The sequence below is a fragment of the Neptunicoccus cionae genome (assembly GCF_014643735.1).
GTDB lineage: Bacteria > Pseudomonadota > Alphaproteobacteria > Rhodobacterales > Rhodobacteraceae > Amylibacter > Amylibacter cionae.
In genome coordinates this window covers 71,642-87,876 of the sequence record NZ_BMKA01000007.1, presented here as the reverse complement: position 1 = coordinate 87,876, position 16,235 = coordinate 71,642, and the positions used below count along the sequence as shown (strand labels likewise).

18 protein-coding genes are annotated in these 16,235 nt (G+C 56.1%); 8 read left to right on the top strand and 10 right to left on the bottom strand.

What is annotated here, in order from left to right:
* Positions 1 to 73: 73 nt before the first annotated feature.
* On the bottom strand, positions 74 to 1,147 hold the full coding sequence (gene zapE / locus IEX10_RS17415; RefSeq protein ID WP_188678306.1) for a cell division protein ZapE: 1,074 nt from the start codon (positions 1,145 to 1,147) through the stop codon (positions 74 to 76).
* Positions 1,148 to 1,235: 88 nt separating this feature from the next.
* Here zapE and IEX10_RS17410 point away from each other — a divergent pair, with 88 nt between their 5' ends.
* Positions 1,236 to 2,489 (top strand): MFS transporter, encoded by a 1,254-nt coding sequence (locus IEX10_RS17410; RefSeq protein ID WP_188678304.1) that lies wholly within the window; start codon positions 1,236 to 1,238, stop codon positions 2,487 to 2,489.
* 31 nt (positions 2,490 to 2,520) lie between these two features.
* Here IEX10_RS17410 and trhO read toward each other — a convergent pair whose 3' ends face one another.
* Positions 2,521 to 3,429 (bottom strand): oxygen-dependent tRNA uridine(34) hydroxylase TrhO, encoded by a 909-nt coding sequence (gene trhO / locus IEX10_RS17405; RefSeq protein WP_188678302.1) that lies wholly within the window; start codon positions 3,427 to 3,429, stop codon positions 2,521 to 2,523.
* 104 nt (positions 3,430 to 3,533) lie between these two features.
* On the opposite strand from trhO, the gene pncA reads away from it, so the two are divergent.
* Positions 3,534 to 4,142, top strand: coding sequence for a bifunctional nicotinamidase/pyrazinamidase (pncA, locus tag IEX10_RS17400; RefSeq protein WP_188678300.1), 609 nt, complete (start codon positions 3,534 to 3,536; stop codon positions 4,140 to 4,142).
* A 108-nt stretch (positions 4,143 to 4,250) separates the two neighbouring features.
* On the top strand, positions 4,251 to 5,543 hold the full coding sequence (gene pncB, locus IEX10_RS17395) for a nicotinate phosphoribosyltransferase (protein WP_188678299.1): 1,293 nt from the start codon (positions 4,251 to 4,253) through the stop codon (positions 5,541 to 5,543).
* 15 nt (positions 5,544 to 5,558) lie between these two features.
* Here pncB and arfB read toward each other — a convergent pair whose 3' ends face one another.
* The gene (gene arfB, locus IEX10_RS17390; RefSeq protein WP_188678296.1) at positions 5,559 to 5,972 is read right to left on the bottom strand and encodes an alternative ribosome rescue aminoacyl-tRNA hydrolase ArfB; all 414 of its coding nucleotides are present in this window, start codon (positions 5,970 to 5,972) and stop codon (positions 5,559 to 5,561) included.
* 154 nt (positions 5,973 to 6,126) lie between these two features.
* Between arfB and IEX10_RS17385 the strand changes: the two genes are divergently transcribed.
* Positions 6,127 to 6,477, top strand: coding sequence for a hypothetical protein (locus IEX10_RS17385; protein WP_188678294.1), 351 nt, complete (start codon positions 6,127 to 6,129; stop codon positions 6,475 to 6,477).
* 61 nt (positions 6,478 to 6,538) lie between these two features.
* On the opposite strand, the gene IEX10_RS17380 is transcribed toward IEX10_RS17385, so the two are convergent.
* On the bottom strand, positions 6,539 to 6,781 hold the full coding sequence (locus tag IEX10_RS17380) for an EF-hand domain-containing protein (RefSeq protein ID WP_188678292.1): 243 nt from the start codon (positions 6,779 to 6,781) through the stop codon (positions 6,539 to 6,541).
* Positions 6,782 to 6,998: 217 nt separating this feature from the next.
* Here IEX10_RS17380 and IEX10_RS17375 point away from each other — a divergent pair, with 217 nt between their 5' ends.
* Positions 6,999 to 7,463: an RNA polymerase sigma factor gene (locus IEX10_RS17375; RefSeq protein ID WP_188678290.1), complete on the top strand. Its 465-nt coding sequence runs from the start codon at positions 6,999 to 7,001 to the stop codon at positions 7,461 to 7,463.
* A 318-nt stretch (positions 7,464 to 7,781) separates the two neighbouring features.
* Here the strand turns inward: IEX10_RS17375 and IEX10_RS17370 are convergent, their stop codons facing one another.
* Positions 7,782 to 8,411: a queuosine precursor transporter gene (locus IEX10_RS17370; RefSeq protein ID WP_188678288.1), complete on the bottom strand. Its 630-nt coding sequence runs from the start codon at positions 8,409 to 8,411 to the stop codon at positions 7,782 to 7,784.
* 186 nt (positions 8,412 to 8,597) lie between these two features.
* On the opposite strand from IEX10_RS17370, the gene IEX10_RS17365 reads away from it, so the two are divergent.
* Together IEX10_RS17365 and IEX10_RS17360 are read left to right on the top strand one after the other, a co-directional pair.
* Positions 8,598 to 9,260 carry a DUF2268 domain-containing putative Zn-dependent protease gene (locus IEX10_RS17365; RefSeq protein ID WP_188678286.1) on the top strand — a complete coding sequence of 221 codons (663 nt, stop codon included), beginning with the start codon at positions 8,598 to 8,600 and terminating at the stop codon, positions 9,258 to 9,260.
* 109 nt (positions 9,261 to 9,369) lie between these two features.
* The gene (locus IEX10_RS17360) at positions 9,370 to 9,975 is read left to right on the top strand and encodes a TetR/AcrR family transcriptional regulator (protein ID WP_188678284.1); all 606 of its coding nucleotides are present in this window, start codon (positions 9,370 to 9,372) and stop codon (positions 9,973 to 9,975) included.
* A gap of 3 nt (positions 9,976 to 9,978) precedes the next feature.
* On the opposite strand, the gene IEX10_RS17355 is transcribed toward IEX10_RS17360, so the two are convergent.
* The 5 genes from IEX10_RS17355 to dapA all read right to left on the bottom strand — a co-directional run bounded on the left by IEX10_RS17355 (position 9,979) and on the right by dapA (position 14,129).
* A complete protein-coding gene (locus tag IEX10_RS17355) occupies positions 9,979 to 11,163 on the bottom strand; it encodes an amino acid aminotransferase (protein ID WP_188678282.1) in 1,185 nt (394 codons plus the stop codon).
* Between the two features lie 21 nt (positions 11,164 to 11,184).
* Positions 11,185 to 12,036 (bottom strand): 3-mercaptopyruvate sulfurtransferase, encoded by an 852-nt coding sequence (gene sseA / locus IEX10_RS17350; protein ID WP_188678279.1) that lies wholly within the window; start codon positions 12,034 to 12,036, stop codon positions 11,185 to 11,187.
* A gap of 123 nt (positions 12,037 to 12,159) precedes the next feature.
* Entirely contained in the window at positions 12,160 to 12,642 is a 483-nt protein-coding gene (gene smpB, locus IEX10_RS17345; RefSeq protein WP_188678277.1) for an SsrA-binding protein SmpB, read from the bottom strand.
* On the bottom strand, positions 12,642 to 13,160 hold the full coding sequence (locus IEX10_RS17340) for a P-loop nucleotide/nucleoside kinase family protein (protein ID WP_188678271.1): 519 nt from the start codon (positions 13,158 to 13,160) through the stop codon (positions 12,642 to 12,644). The genes smpB and IEX10_RS17340 overlap by 1 nt, the downstream gene beginning before the upstream one ends.
* A 96-nt stretch (positions 13,161 to 13,256) precedes the next feature.
* Positions 13,257 to 14,129, bottom strand: a complete 873-nt coding sequence (dapA, locus tag IEX10_RS17335; protein WP_188678269.1) for a 4-hydroxy-tetrahydrodipicolinate synthase — start codon at positions 14,127 to 14,129, stop codon at positions 13,257 to 13,259.
* A gap of 148 nt (positions 14,130 to 14,277) precedes the next feature.
* Between dapA and IEX10_RS17330 the strand changes: the two genes are divergently transcribed.
* Positions 14,278 to 16,233, top strand: a complete 1,956-nt coding sequence (locus tag IEX10_RS17330; protein ID WP_188678267.1) for a lytic transglycosylase domain-containing protein — start codon at positions 14,278 to 14,280, stop codon at positions 16,231 to 16,233.
* The last annotated feature ends 2 nt before the right edge of the window (positions 16,234 to 16,235 follow it).

The window sequence follows — 16,235 nt, the reverse complement described above, 5'->3', positions numbered from 1 at the left end:
AGGTCGCAGACACCCGTCAACAGGGGCTACATTACCCGATCAGCAGAACAGAGCAATCAAACGGTTGCGTGAGTTAGGGCTTACCCCAGTCCGCACTCATCATTTCGCGCAGACGGCTGGCGGTGCGTTCAAATTCGAATGCGCCTTCGCCCTCTTCATAAAGCTTTTCCGGTATGGTTGCCGCACTGGCGATCAGTTTGGTTCGCGCCTCATAGAGGGCATCGACCAGCGTGACAAACCTTTTCGCCTCGTTGTTGTTCGCACGGCCCAGTCGTGGGATGTCCTTGAGGATCAATACGCGGATTGCCTCAACGATGGTAAGATAATCTCCGGGGCCAAGCGGCTGGCCGCACAGATCGCGGAAAGTCGCCATGGCCACGCCGTTGTGATAGGCAGGCAGCCGGATTTCGCGGGATTTATGGTGCAGCACCAACGGTTCTGCCTTGCTGCCCGCCACATCCGTCCAAACCCGCTGGATCGCCATTTCTGCGGCGTTATCAATTGGCGTGAAGTAGGTTTTATGCCCCTCAAGCCGGTTTTGTCGGTGGTCCGTTTCACTGTCGAGGTTGTAAACCTCCATCCGCTGTTTGATCAGGTCAATAAACGGCAGAAACAGGTTCCGGTTCAGCCCGTTTTTATAGAGATCATCGGGATGCCGGTTAGAGGTGGTTACGATTAACACACCGGCCTCGAACAGTTTTTCGAACAATCTTCCAACAATCATCGCATCGGTGATGTCGGTGATCTGCATCTCATCAAAGCACAGAACGCGGGCGGATTTGATGACATCGGCAGCCACCGGCTCTATTGCGTCTTCGACCCCGTTTTTGCGGGCCTCATGCATCAGGTTGTGGATTTCCTGCATAAAGGCATGAAAGTGAACGCGCCGCTTCTTGGGTTCGTCAAGACTGTCGAAAAACAGGTCCATCAACATGGATTTGCCACGCCCGACACCCCCGTAGAGGTACAATCCCTGCACCGGTTCAACCGCTTTGGAAAACAGGCCGCGCAGACCCTTTTTCGCAGGGGTGGCCGACAGCCGCGCAGTTGCGCCTTCAAACAGTTTCAGCACCGCGATTTGTGCGGGATCCTCGTGCAAGGCACCGCTGGTCACCCGCTGTTGATAAATTTCTGTGACGCTGCCCATAACAATTCTGCCCTTGCACAGATTGGTCGATTTTGCTCTGTCACCCCTAACAAGCCGTTAAGGGCTGCGCAACGCAGTTTGGATCCCCATGAAACATCAATCACAACCGCTTTTCACTCCGATCCTGATTGCGGGGTGTTTGATCCTGATGACCGGTTTCTCCCTGCGCGCCAGTTTCGGCGTGTTCCAGATCCCCATCGCGACGGAATTCGGCTGGTTGCGGTCCGAGTTTTCCATGGCCATTGCCATCCAGAACCTTGCATGGGGCATAGGGCAGCCCATATTCGGCGCAATCGCAGAAAAGTTCGGCGACCGCAAAGCCATCTTCCTAGGGGTATTGTGTTACGCTGCCGGATTGTTGCTAAGCAGTACGGCCACCACGCCGGGGGCACATCAGCTTTATGAAATCATCATCGGGTTTGGTATCGCAGGCACTGGCTTTGGTGTCATTCTGGCGGTCATCGGACGGGCGGCGAGCGATGAGAACCGTTCCCTTACGCTTGGGATCGGAACGGCGGCGGGATCGCTTGGTCAGGTTATTGGCCCGCCACTTGCCGCGATCCTGCTGGCCTATATGAACTGGTCACAGGTCTTTGTAATCTTTGCCGCGATCATTATGATGGTGCTTTTACTGCTGCCCATGCTGCGCGCGCCCGAAGCCGCCGGCACCGCAGAGCTGGAAGAGACCATGTCCCAAATCCTGCTCAAAGCGTTCAAGGATCCGTCCTATACCCTGATCTTTCTGGGGTTCTTTTCTTGCGGCTTTCAACTGGCCTTTATCACGGCCCACTTCCCCGCCTTCGTAACCGAGATGTGCGGTCCAATCGGGCAGGACAGCCTGCTTGCCGGTATGGGGATCACCAGCACCTCTGCGCTCGGGGCGGTGTCGATCGGGGTGATCGGACTGGCCAATATTATCGGGACGATTACCGCGGGTTTGTTGGGCAAAAAGCTGAGTAAGAAATACCTGCTGACCTACATCTACATCGGTCGTACCTTGCTGGCGGCGTGGTTCATCCTGACGCCCATCACTCCGCTGACAGTGTTGCTGTTCAGTTTTCTGATGGGGCTGTTGTGGCTGGCGACTGTGCCTCTGACCTCGGGGTTGGTGGGGCATATCTACGGGATGCGCTATATGGGGACGCTCTACGGAATCATCTTCTTCAGCCACCAGTTAGGCGGATTTCTGGGCGTCTGGCTGGGCGGCGCGCTGTATGATCTTTACGGCAATTACAACGTGGTCTGGTGGGTTGGCATCGGAGTCGGTGCGTTTTCCGCGATTGTGCATCTGCCGGTAAAGGAAATACCGCTGAAGCTGCGCGCGGCGTCACCGGCGGGTTGAGTATTTTTGGAACATTGAAGCCGGTGGTAGTTCAGGAGCCGATGTGTTGCTTGCCGCGTTTTTCGGCCAGAGCCACCTGTTTCTGACGTTCGCGAAAGCGTTCTTTGCGTTCTTCTGAATGGCTGTCGATGCACTGGTGGCAGGAGACGCCTTTTTCATATTCGGGTCGTGCGAAATCTTCCGGCGCAAGCGGCATCCGGCAGGCGTAACACAGTTCGTATTTGCCTTCTTCCAACCCGTGTTTCACCGAAACGCGGCTATCAAAGACAAAGCACTCGCCGTTCCAAGTGCTTTCCTGTTCCGGCACATTTTCAAGGTATTTCAGGATACCGCCCTTTAGGTGGTAAACGTCCTCGACGCCTTCATTCAGCAGGAAGTTAGTGGATTTTTCACAGCGGATACCGCCGGTGCAGAACATGGCGACTTTCTTATTGTGGAAGCGGTCCTTGTTTTCATCCCACCACGCGGGAAATTCACCGAACGATTTGGTTTGCGGATCAACCGCGCCTTCAAAGGTGCCGATGGCCACTTCGTAATCGTTGCGGGTGTCGATCACCACAACATCGTCACGGGTAATCAGATCGTTCCAGTCCTGTGCCTCAACGTAGTTGCCTACATTGGCCGTAGGGTCCACATCGGGCTGGCCCATTGTGACGATCTCTTTTTTCAGCTTCACCTTCATGCGCAGGAAGGGCATTTCCGAGGCATAGCTTTCCTTGTGCTCAAAATCCGCACAGCCAGGCAAGCCGCGGATATGAGCGAGCGCAGCGTCAATTCCGGCGCGTGGCCCTGCGATCGTGCCGTTGATCCCCTCAAAGGCCAGCAGCAGCGATCCCTTCACGCCACCCGCATCGCAGACGGCCTGAAGCGGCGCTTGCAAGGATGTGTGATCCTCAAAACGGGTAAAGTGGTACAGGGCTGCGACAACGATCTTTGACATGGCGCGCATATAGCCTTGTCTGGCAGGAAATTCCAGTGGCAAAGCAGCACGGTTGACGAAGCGCCCCCTGCACCACATAAATTCGGGATAACAGGGAGAACACCATGCCACAGGCCACAAGCACCGCTTTGATCATGATCGACATACAGAATGATTTCTGTCCGGGCGGAAGCCTTGCTGTGGAAGGGGGCGACCAGATTGTCGAGACGGTGAACGCCTTGCAAGACGACTATCCCGTGCGCATCCTGACACAGGACTGGCATCCGTCGAACCACAGTTCGTTTGCGGATAATCACGACGGTGCCGAACCGTTCTCCATGACGGAAATGCCCTACGGTCCGCAGGTTCTGTGGCCGCGCCACTGTGTGCAGGGGACGGCGGGGGCTGCGTTTAAAAGCGGGTTGAACACCGACACATCCGATTTGATCATCCGCAAAGGGTTCAATCCCAAGATCGACAGCTACTCTGCATTTTTTGAGAACGACCACGAAACCCCGACTGGTTTGGAAGGCTATTTGCGGGAACGCAAGATAACCAAGCTGGTGATGGTCGGTCTGGCCACAGATTTCTGCGTGCGGTTTTCAGCGGTCGACGCGATCAAGCTGGGCTTTCAGGTGACTGTGATCCAAGAGGCCTGCCGCGCCATCGACATGGACGGCTCGCTGGCGGTGGCGCTGGAAGAAATGGACAGCCTCGGCGTAATCCTAAAGTAGACCGGGCTTCAGCCCGGTAACACCACCCCTCACCCCACCACCCCCGACAGGCTGGACAAGCCGCCAAACCCCTGTTCTAACACAGTTCGGACAACCGGAGCCTGCACTATGGTCGATATCGCCACCCGAGTTTATAACCACAAATGGAAGATCGACCCGATCGTCCGCTCGCTTATCGATACGGATTTTTACAAACTACTGATGTGCCAGTCGGTGTTTCGCAACAAACCGGACGCGCAAGTGACCTTCAGCCTGATCAACCGGACCAAGACCATACGGCTGGCGGATATCGTCGATGAAGGCGTGCTGCGCGAACAGTTGGATCATGTGCGCTCCCTTCGGTTGTCACGGGGCGAAAGCACCTGGCTGCGGGGCAACATGTTCTATGGCAAGCGCCAGATGTTCCGATCCGATTTTATGGAGTGGTTTGAAAAGCTGCAATTGCCGGCCTATCATCTAGAGAAAGTAGACGGACAGTACGAGCTGACCTTTGAAGGGTCCTGGCCCGAGGTCATGCTGTGGGAAATCGCGGCCCTGTCGATCCTGATGGAACTGCGCTCGCGCGCGGTTCTAAAGGGGATGGGGAAGTTTGAATTGCAGGTGCTGTACGCCCGCGCCATGACCAAGCTTTGGGAAAAGATCGAACGTCTGCGCGAGGTGGAAAACCTGAACGTGGCAGACTTCGGGACACGGCGGCGTCATTCATTTATGTGGCAGGACTGGTGTGTTCAGGCCATGCACGAAGGGTTGGGCGATCGGTTCAACGGCACATCTAACTGCCTGATTGCCATGCGCCGCGAGGTTGAGGCCATCGGGACCAATGCCCATGAACTGCCGATGGTTTATTCCGCGCTGGCCGACAGCGACGAAGAACTGGCACAGGCCCCCTATCAGGTGCTTGCAGACTGGCAGGAAGAACACGACAGCAACTTGCTGATCATGCTGCCCGACACCTATGGCACCGAAGGTTTCCTAGAGCGTGCGCCGGAATGGCTCGACAAATGGACCGGCATCCGCATTGACAGCGGCGATCCGGCCACCGGCGCAGAGATGGCAATCAACTGGTGGAAATCCCGTGGACAAGACCCGCGCGAGAAGCGGATCATTTTTTCCGACGGGTTGGACGATCGCAAGATTATCGAACTGGCAAACCAGTTCACCGGTCGGGTGCGGGTCGGTTTTGGCTGGGGCACCATGTTGACCAACGACTTCCGCGGCCTTGTGCCTGATGACGCGCTGGCCCCGTTTTCGCTGGTGTGTAAGGCGGTTTCCGCCAACGGGCGCCCGACTGTGAAGCTGTCGGATAACCCACGCAAAGCGATGGGGCCTGCGGATGAGATCGCGCGTTACAAGCGGGTCTTTGGCGTCGGGGATCAAACGGAAATGGAAGTGGTGGTCTAAGCGCCAGCAGCGGGATTACTCATCCACCTTACCGCGCAGTTTTTTCACCGCACCCCTTTGTTTTTTCCCTTCCAGTCGGCGACGCTTGCTGCCAAGCGTAGGGCGGGTCTTAATACGGCGTTTGGGGACTTCTGTCGCTTTACGGATCAGCTCCGCCAGTTTCTCCCGTGCATCATCGCGGTTCATTTGCTGGCTGCGGTGGGATTCAGATGTGACGATCACCGCGCCGTCCTTTGTCCAGCGGCGCCCGGCCAATCGCTTTAACCGCGCCTTAACGGCTCCTGTCAGGTTCGGGGATCTCTCTGCCTCAAATCGCAACTCCACAGCGCTGGAGGTTTTGTTGACATGTTGCCCGCCCGGCCCCGATGCACGATGAAAGCTTTCTGTGAGTTCCCATTCCTCGATTGATATGCTATCAGTTACGTACATTTCAGAACCAGCCTTCCCTTTGATTTGCTACGCTTTAAGCCGACTTTGGTTCCATAAACCGTCATCACTATATTGATAACAACCGTGTGTGGTCCCGTCCCCCGATCGCTCCTACATGTAATCCATCGCAAGACGGAAACGAAAGGAACGAGACATGAAAACTCTTATTACAACAACAGCAGCTGCAGCAATCATGGCATCCGTGACCGCCGCACACGCAGACAACAAAGACAATGAACGCTATGACGCCGTAACACCAGAGACAACTCTGAATGACACCGGTGTGCAAATTGACGACAACGCGCGTTACGACGCTGTGACACCGGATCAAAAGCTGAACGACACATCAGCGAAAATCCAGAACAACGAGCGTTATAAGGCCGTTACTCCTGGCACTGAAGACGAAGATGTGTCTCGCAATTACGGCACCGAGTTCGAGCGTGTGAACGGCCGCACCCAAGATGAGATGACACGCTCCGAGTATCTTAAAGAAACACTTCGCTAATATTTAGCGACCTTGTAAAAATAGGGCCGGTCCTGATGGACCGGCCTTTTTTTGTGTGCGATCAGCTTTCCGCCAAAACGCCGTCTTCTGCTGTCGCGGCGTCATACTCCGACGGGTCAATCAGCCCGTCTTTGTTTGTATCCACTTCGGTAAATACAGCCGGATCAACACCTTCATGACCAGCAGTGAATTCTTCCACGCTCAGGGCGCCATCGGCGTTGGCATCCATTTCGGCCATATTGGAAGCTTGCGCAATGGAAGCAGTGGCAAGGATCGCGGCGAAGGTCATTGTTGTTTTACGCATAGGTATAACTCCTGTTCGTTTTCGACGAGAGACGCGGATTGCGCTCTCTACAGACAAGGACGAAATCCGGGGGTGGTTTATTCCCACGCTCAATTCAGGGTGGCAGAAAACAGCCAAGACCGATTGGCAGTATTTGGCCGTGGGCGGGAACCCTCCTAACGACATTGTCGCAAAACCACGTAGCTAAAGGGGGCAATTAACCAATCGGAGCCGCGCCATGAACCGCGATAAACTGTTTGACCATCTTGAAGATCTCCTTGTTTACGCCCACCACCTGACCCGCAACCGCGATCAGGCGGAAGATCTGGTCCAAGACGTTGTGCTGCATATCCTCAGCCGCGAAACCTGCCTGTCCGATGTGGAACACCCGCGCCGTTATATGGCGGTGATTTTGCGTAACCTGTTTCTGGACCAGACCCGTAAGAAAGGACGTGCGCCGTCTCATGTGCCGATCGACGATCAGGACCCTGAAGATGAGAATGCGGATGTTTATGGCGCTTTGGCCTGCGCCCAGACCCTCGCTGCAATCGGCAGGTTGCCGGAAGAATACCGGACCGTGATGCGGTTGCGCGTGGATGCGGGCCTGTCCTATTCGGATATGGCAGAGCAGTTGGAGCTGCCCATCGGCACCGTTATGTCACGGATGAGTCGCGCGCGATCCAAGTTGCGCGATTATCTCTGACTGCACCAGAAGCCGGAAATGGAAAGAGCCCTGCCGAAGCACTGGCAGGGCTCTCCTCGAGAGTTGGAGGTGGCAAGCAAGATTGGAAAATCTTGAAACCGGATGGGTGTATAGAAGGGCTGCCCTCTAGACGCTCACCTCGCTTTTAACCTTCACCAGCTGCTCCTGTTTCCCAATAATCATTGGCACCTCCTTTCTGATTGTTTCACGCGTGAGTTGTTTTGAACCCCGCACCAGAATCGTGCCACGACTTTTGGAAATCACAAAGCGTTTTTTACAACTTTAACCAGATTTTGTGGTTAAGAAGTTATCTCCTGCCTAAATATTGGCCTTCTTACCAGACAGCGTAACGGCGAGATAACGGAACGGTATCAACGCAATCACAGCAAGCGAAAGCTTCACAAACCAGTCCGCAACCCCAAGGCTGACCCACAACGGAGCCAATGGACCAACCCCCAGCAATGGCAAAACCTCACCGGCCCAAGAGACATCGTTCGCAGGCTCGATAAAGGTCAGGCTCCCCGCGAAGGCAATCGTAAAGAACAACGCAGTGTCGAGCGACGAACCAATGAGCGTAGACGCCAGCGGCGCGCGCCACCATGCGCCGTCCCGCAAACGGTTAAAGATGAAAACATCTACGAGTTGTGCGATCAGGAACGCCGTGCCCGAGGCAATTGCGATGCGCAGTGTGACCAGCGGCCCGAATTCACCGATGATCTGCGTGCCGATGAAAGAACAAAGGATTCCGACAGCAAAACCGGCCAGCACCACTTTGCGCGCAGCTTTGACGCCATAGACGCGGTTGGTCAGGTCAGTCACCAGAAATGCCAGAGGGTAGGTAAATGCGCCCCAGGTCAGCCAGTTGCCGAACAGGAATTGCACAAGAATATTAGAGGCGACAACAACTGCCGCCATGGCGATGACGCCAAGGATAAGGCCACGAGACATATTTTTCTCCGTTTTGAAAAGGTAGCGGACACTTTTTCCCCGGTATTGGGGCTGGCGGGGCATACCGCCTCCGCGCGGGCTTGGCAAGTGACAGTTTGAAATCCGGTAAATGGCACGCCGCGGCCCTTGGCATGGCAAAATGATCCACTATGATAGGGCAACTGCCATCCACGCTGGGAATGAAACGTGAGCAATTGGACCTTACATTGGCTGGATGCCACGGGCGATCTTAGCGCGTGGAAAGACCGGATCACCGGACAGATCAACGACGCCTACGGTTTGATGTCTCCATTCGTCCGCCCCTCGCAGATGGATGTGCTGATCGAGCGGGGCAATGAAACCGTGACGCCGGAAACCGGAATGTCCGCCCATGTGACCCGTCCGAACCTTAGCACGTTGATCTTTGACCCCTACAACGAGAATTTCGCCGACACATTGACCAACGGTCTTGTGCAGCGGCAGATGGTAAAGACCGCCCATCTTGCCATGCGGGCTGCGGGGCCGGGCTATGGCTTTACGCTGGGTGGGGCAATGGTCAGCGAAGGGCTTGCCGCCCAGTTCGTGCGACTTGTGTTCGACTCCCCCCGTGAACCGTGGGACTGCGCCTTTGATGACGATGAACTGGTAAAGCTCTGGCCGGATCAGCGCACAATGATGTCCACCAAATTTGACCACAGCGAGTGGTTTTCCGGTGCGGGCGCCTATCCGCGCTGGCTCGGCTATACCATGGGCGCGCGTATTGTTGAAAACTGGCTGCTCAGCGGTGCGGACCTGACACCGGAGCGGCTGATCAACGTGCCCGCCCCCAAAGTGCTGAACGCCGTGGCAGCGCAGGCTTTGGTTTCGTGAAGCCAACCCACCATTAAGACCTCCTCATCCTTGATTTCTGTACAAAATAATACGCTTTGCGTTCTTCCGTACTATTCTGTACACTACCTGTCAGAACAGGGGGATAATCGTGGAAACCGCCAAGCAAAAAGACCGCCGCACGCGCATTCAGAAAGCCGCTTATACCGTTCTGGAAAAGAAGGGCTACAAAGGCGCTTCTATGCTGGATATCGCGCGGCAGGCGGGGTGTTCGAATGAAACGCTTTATCGCTGGTATGGCAATAAACAGACATTGTTTGCCAGTCTGGTCGCAGAAAACGCGGCGACAGTCAAAGCGCAGTTAACCCAATCAATTCAAGAGGATGGCGACACGATAGAGGAGCTGCGGTTGCTTGGTCCGCTACTGCTGGAACTCGTCACCAGTCGCCGCGCCATTGCATTGAGCCGTGCTGCGGCGGGGGATGTATATCACACCGGAATGTTGGGCGACGCAATTGCGCGGGAAAGCAAAAACACCATCGCCCCGCTGGTCGAAAGCCTGATCCGCATCGCGCTGGATCGCAAATTGCTGCATCGCAGCAATTGCAGCGAAATTGCGGATATGTTTCTGACAGTCTTGATCGGGGATACCCAAATCCAGCGAGTCACAGGCGTTATCCCCGAACTGACAGAGGCGCAAAAAGAAGACCGCACAGACAAGGCCTGTGCGGTCATCCAGAAACTTTATGGTACCTAAAGCCTAGCCACCAACAGCGACGACAGCCTTGGCAATCTTCGGAATAGAAGCTTCGGACAATCCGGCCACGTTGAAGCGGCTGTCACCGATCATATAAATGCCGTGATCCTCGCGCAGTTTGGTGACCTGTTCTTCGGTCAGCCCCAGACGAGAGAACATGCCGCGGTGTTCAGCGATAAAGCCGTAGCGGTCCGAACCTGTTTCGTCGCGCAGCGCATCCGCCAGCTTCTTGCGCAGACCGAGCATGCTGGTGCGCACCTCTTCCAGTTCGGCTTCCCAATCGGCCCGCAGTTCAGGGTCGCTTAGAACCATCGTCACCAGCCGTGCACCGTGATCCGGCGGAAAGCTGAAATTCAAACGGTTCAGGCTCGACAGCATCCCTTGGGTCAGACCGGCGTTTTCGGAATCCCGCGAAATGGCAATCACCAGACCGCAACGCTCGCGGTAGATGCCGAAGTTCTTGGAACAGCTTGCCGAGATCAGAACCTCGGGGCATTTTTCCGCCAGCAAGCGCACACCGAATGCGTCTTTTTGCAGCCCGTCACCAAAGCCCTGATAGGCGATGTCCACAAACGGGATCGCTTCTTTTTCAAGCAGCAGATCGGCAACCTGTTGCCATTGGGTTTCGTTCAGGTTGGCGCCGGTCGGGTTGTGACAACAGCCGTGCAGGATCACAACGTCACCGGCTTTGGCTTCTGCCAGATCCGCCATCATACCATCAAAGTTCACAGCACCCGTATCTGCGTCAAAATAGGCATAGGTCCGCATCGGAATGCCAACGCCTTTGACCATCGCAGGATGGTTTGGCCAAGTTGGGTCTGACATCCAGACAGTCGCATCCGGAGAGGCCACTTTGATCAGTTCCAGAATCTGACGGATCGCCCCTGTGCCACCGGGCGCGTGGGCAAAGGACAGGCGTTCTGCTTCAACTGCGTCGCCAAGCACCAGATCAGCCATTACCTTGTGAAAGCCGCCATCCCCGATCAACGCGGTATAGCTTTTGGTGGTTTCCGTATCCCACAACAACTGTTCAGCCTTCTTGACCGCCCGCATGATCGGCGTGTTGCCGTTGGCGTCTTTATAAACACCGACACCAAGGTCGATCTTTTCAGAGCGCGGGTCGGCGCGGAACATGCCGCTGAGCATGATAATCTTGTCAGGCGGTTGCTGTGTCAGGTTCTCGAGCATTGTCGTATCCTTAATCGGGCCTTAGCCCTGTTCTACTTTCAAGTCGTTGTAACTACCCCATTCCGCCCATGATCCGTCATAGAGCGAATGGTCCCGATGGCCGATAATCTCTAGTGCAAGCGACAGAATCGCAGCGGTTACACCGGATCCACAAGTGGTGATTACGGGGCGGTTCAGATCAACGCCGGCATCAGTAAAGACTGCGCGCAGGTCATCGGGGGATTTGAAGGTGCTGTTCTCGTTCAAAAGGGACTTGAACGGCACGTTCTTGGAATTCGGGATATGGCCGGAACGCAGCCCCTCGCGGGGTTCCTCGGTCTCCCCACGGAAACGCTCTGCCGCGCGGGCATCTACGATTTCGGCTTGGTTCAGTTTGGAGGCCAGCGCCACCTGTGTCACATCCTTGACCAGCGTTGCGTCCCGCCGTGCGGTCATGTGACGGTCGCGGATCATGGGGGGTAGGTCTTCGGTGGGGTGGCCTTCGGCGATCCACTTGGGCAGGCCGCCATCCAGAACGGCCACGTCCATCTGGCCCATATGGCGGAACAACCACCAGACACGGGCAGCGGAAAACAGACCTTCGCTGTCATAAACCACCACGCGGTGTCCGTCACCCACACCAAGGGCGCGCATACGGGACATGAATTTTTCAGTAGGGGGGGCCATATGGGGCAGGTCGGAATTACTGTCAGACACATCGTCTATGTCAAAAAAACGCGCACCGGGGATGTGGGACGCGTCGTAATTCGCCTTGGCATCCCGTGGATCGCCCGGCAGATAGGTGGTCGCGTCCAATATGCGCAAATCCGGTGCATCCAGATGCTGGGCCAACCAGTCGGTTGATACGATGGTTGTTTGATCACTTTGTGCCATAAAATACCTCTGCGCTGTTCCCTTGGGATTATCCCTGCCTGTAACAGGTTTCAAGTGTTGGCTGTCATAAGAAAACAGACGCGCAGCTTTGCCAAGGGGAGAATTGCGCTCCGCCCCTGACGATCAGCTGTTGTCCCGCAAAAGCCGTGCCTTCTGCTTCTGCCAGTCCCGTTTCTTTTCAGTTTCGCGTTTATCCGACAGGCGCTTACCTTTGGCGATGCCGATCAGCAGTTTCGCCAAACCTTTGTCGTTGAAGTAAAGCTTTAGCGGAACAAGCGTCATGCCCTTCCGACCAATGCTTTGCCACATCTTGGCCAGTTCCCGTTTGGAAGCCAGAAGCTTGCGGCGGCGGCGCTCTTCGTGGTTGAAGGATTTGGCCTGCGCATAAGGCTGGATCGCGCTGTTCACCAACCATAACTCGCCGTCTTCAACCGTTGCGTAGCTTTCAGCAATATTGGCCGACCCAAGCCGCAAAGATTTCACCTCGGAGCCTTGCAGCACCATGCCACACTCCACCGTATCTTCCACGGCATAGTCATAGCGCGCGCGGCGGTTCTCCGCGACGAGCTTGTTGTTCGGATCGGCTTTCTTCTTCTTTGCGGCCATTAGTCTGTTATCCTGACACCGTGCAAACGGTGCATTTCTTCTTCGCTCGGGGCTTCCCACATGGCGTTGATCCCGTCGAACATTTCTCTCGTGACCTCAAATTGAAAGGTCTCGGCCTGTTCGGCATTACGTTTCAACACCCGCTGCCAGCGTATTTCCGTTGGAACATCTACATAATGTAATTGCGTGGAAAAACCATGCTCTTCTGCCCAGTTTTCAAAAATGCCCCGCTCATGGCTGTTGGTCAATCCACAGTCGAAAATCACTGGAACGCCCAGCGGGACCAACTGCTCGGCCATCTTGCGCATCTGGTGGCAGTTGCGCTGCACACGCTCATAGAACCACTCGAACCGCAGCTCTGCGGGTTTGTCCTGATTGTGCAGCCGCTCCATCCATTCATCTATAGCAAAGCGCACGCCGCGCAATTCCTGTGCCAGACGGAAGGAATAGGTGGATTTACCGGCACCAGTGCAACCGGCAATCAAGTGAACATCACAGGGTTTCTTATGTGCAGTCAAAATATCATCCATTCAACAAAAACGGCGGCAGCATTCCCTGCCCCCGCCGTAAAATTCAAATTTTCAACGCAGCGCAGGCGCGCGTGACAGGTCGGATCAGTTGATCAAACCGGCCGTGCGCATGGCTGCATCCATCTTGGCTTCAGTCTCTGCCAGCAGTGGCGTCAGGGGCAGACGCACCTCGGCAGAGCAATGGCCGAGCTTGGACACACCGTATTTCGCACCCACAAGGCCCGGCTCGGTGAAGATAGCTTCGTGCAACGGCATCAATTTGTCCTGAAGCTCCAGCGCTTTGGCATAATCACCGGCCAGAGTAGCCTCTTGCAGGTCAGAACACAGTTTCGGTGCGACGTTGGCCGTGACCGAAATACAGCCGACGCCGCCTTGGGCGTTGAACCCGTGAGCGGTGGCATCTTCACCGGACATCTGGATGAAATCCGTGCCGCAATGAATGCGCTGAGCACAAACGCGGGACAGATCGGCGGTGGCATCTTTCACGCCGACGATATTGTCCAGCTTGGCCAGTTGCCCCATGGTTGCGGGCGTCATATCCACCACGCTGCGGGGCGGGATGTTATAAATGATGATCGGCAGGCCGACCTCGTTTACCGCTTCGAAATGGGCGATCAACCCGCGTTGTGTCGGCTTGTTGTAATACGGCGTCACCACCAGCGCACCATCCGCGCCGATGTCTTTGGCGTATTGGGTAAAACGCAGGGCTTCGTCCGTGTTGTTCGAACCAGCACCCGCAATCACAGGCACGCGGCCTGCTGCGGTTTCCACCACAACTTTGATCACATGCTCGTGCTCTACATGGGTCAAAGTGGGGCTTTCGCCGGTTGTTCCCACAGGAACCAGACCGTGAGTCCCTTCGGCAATATGCCAATTGACCAAGTCCTTGAGCGCCTTGTCATCCACCTTACCGTTCGAAAACGGGGTGATAAGCGCGACATAGGAACCTTTAAACATGGGCTTGGCCTCCGGTTGGGATGAATTGAGTCGGGTCCAATTAGCAGGGAAATTAATGAAACGGAACGACGAAAAATTGAATTGCTTCGTCAAAGGGGTGAAATACTGTTGTTACACGCTATCATTAGAGCGTCTTTGGGGGTGTTGTATGCGTTTTTTGATTATCCTAACGGTTTCACTGCTGGCTTTTGCAGCGCCGCGCGGTGCGGTAGGCCAGTCTGCGACCAAGGTTGACACAACCGGGGTGGAGCAGGCTCTTGCCGCGATCGCGGCCCGCAAATGGGATCAGCTTGACGATCTGATGAACGGGATCAGCGATCCTGTCGCGCGGGCTCTGCTGGAATGGCAACGCCTTCGACGAGACAACGGGAACTGGTCGGAATATGTAGAATTTCTAACGGAGCATCCGGACTGGCCGGGGTTGAAATCCCTGCGGGCCAAGGGCGAGGTGAAAATCCCGACCGACGCCGAGCCAAAAGTGGTCATCTCCTATTTTGCCGCTGAACAACCGCAGACGGGCATTGGCGCGGTACGGCTCGTCAAGGCCTATGCAAAGGACGGACAGCCGGACAAGGCCCGTGCCGAGGCGATCCGCGCATGGACGACACTTTCCCTGACCACCACGTTAGAAACAACCCTGCTGGCCGAATATGAAGACACGCTAAAGCCCCATCATATTGCACGGCAGGACATGCTGTTATGGCGGGGGCGTATCTCGGCCGCGCGGCGAATGATGCCGCTTGTCCCAGAAGAGCGGCAGACTCTGGCGCTGGCGCGGATTGCGTTGCAGGAAACAGCCGACGGTGTGGATGCAGCGATTGAAAGAGTCCCCAAGGCCCTGCAGCTTGATGGCGGACTGGCCTATGATCGCTTCATGTGGCGGGTCAAGAAAAACCGCTGGGACGATGCCGAGGCACTGCTTGCTGAACAATCCGCCGATGTGTCCAATCTGGGGCGCGCCGAGGAATGGGGCAACCGCCGCCGCACCTATGCGCGCCGCGCCATGCGGGCGGGCGATCCCGATCTGGCCTATTGGCTGGCCAGCCAGCACGGGCTGAGCGAGGGCAGCGATTATGCGGACCTTGAATGGATCGCAGGCTATGTAGCGTTGCGAAAGCTCGCAGCTCCCGAACAGGCAGCCATACACTTTGAAAACCACTATAACGCGGTCCGCACCCCGATCAGTCTCGGGCGGGCGGGCTATTGGCGGGGACGTGCCGCCGAAGCGCTTAAGGACTTCGACAAAGCGGCAGAGTATTTCCGGCAAGGCGCGGAGCATCAAACCAGCTTTTACGGGCAGTTGGCCGCCGAGAAAATCGCAGCTGAACCAGACATCCAGTTGACGGGCACCGGAGAGGTTAAAGATTGGGCTGACAGCCCGCTTGCAGCCTCCAGTCCCGTTCGTGCGGGTCTGCTGTTGCATGCCATTGACCGGCAATACCTGATGCGATGGTTCTTTTCCCACGTAGCGGAGACCACTTCGCAGGAACAGACGACCCATCTGGCCGATCTCGCCCTGTCGCTTGACCGGCCCTATGTGGCGCTGGCCGTGGCAAAAGAGGCTGCGAAGCGCGGGTTTATTCTGCCCCGCAGCTATTTCCCTGTGACGGAACTGGCCAAACATTCGGGCGATGTGGCCCCCGAACTGGCGTTGGCTATTGCGCGGCGCGAGAGCGAGTTGAACCCCGAAGCGGTTTCTCCGGCGGGGGCGCGGGGCTTGATGCAGGTCATGCCCGGAACCGCCAAGGAGGTGGCAAAGGACATAGGTGTCGAATATTCCAAGACCCGACTGTCCGAAGACTGGCGCTATAACGCGCAGCTTGGCACGGCTTATCTTGCGTCCATGCTGGAACGCTATGACGGGTCCTATATCCTCGCCTTTGCTGCCTATAATGCCGGCCCCCACCGCGCAGACCGCTGGATAGAAGAATTCGGCGATCCCCGTGCTCCGCAGATCGACCAGATCGACTGGATCGAGCACATCCCATACCGCGAAACCCGCAACTATGTGATGCGGGTCAGCGAGGCACTGTTCGTCTATCGGATGCGGCTGAGCGGCACAGCAAAGCCGTTGCGCCTGAGCAAGGATCTGATCGGCGGCTAGCC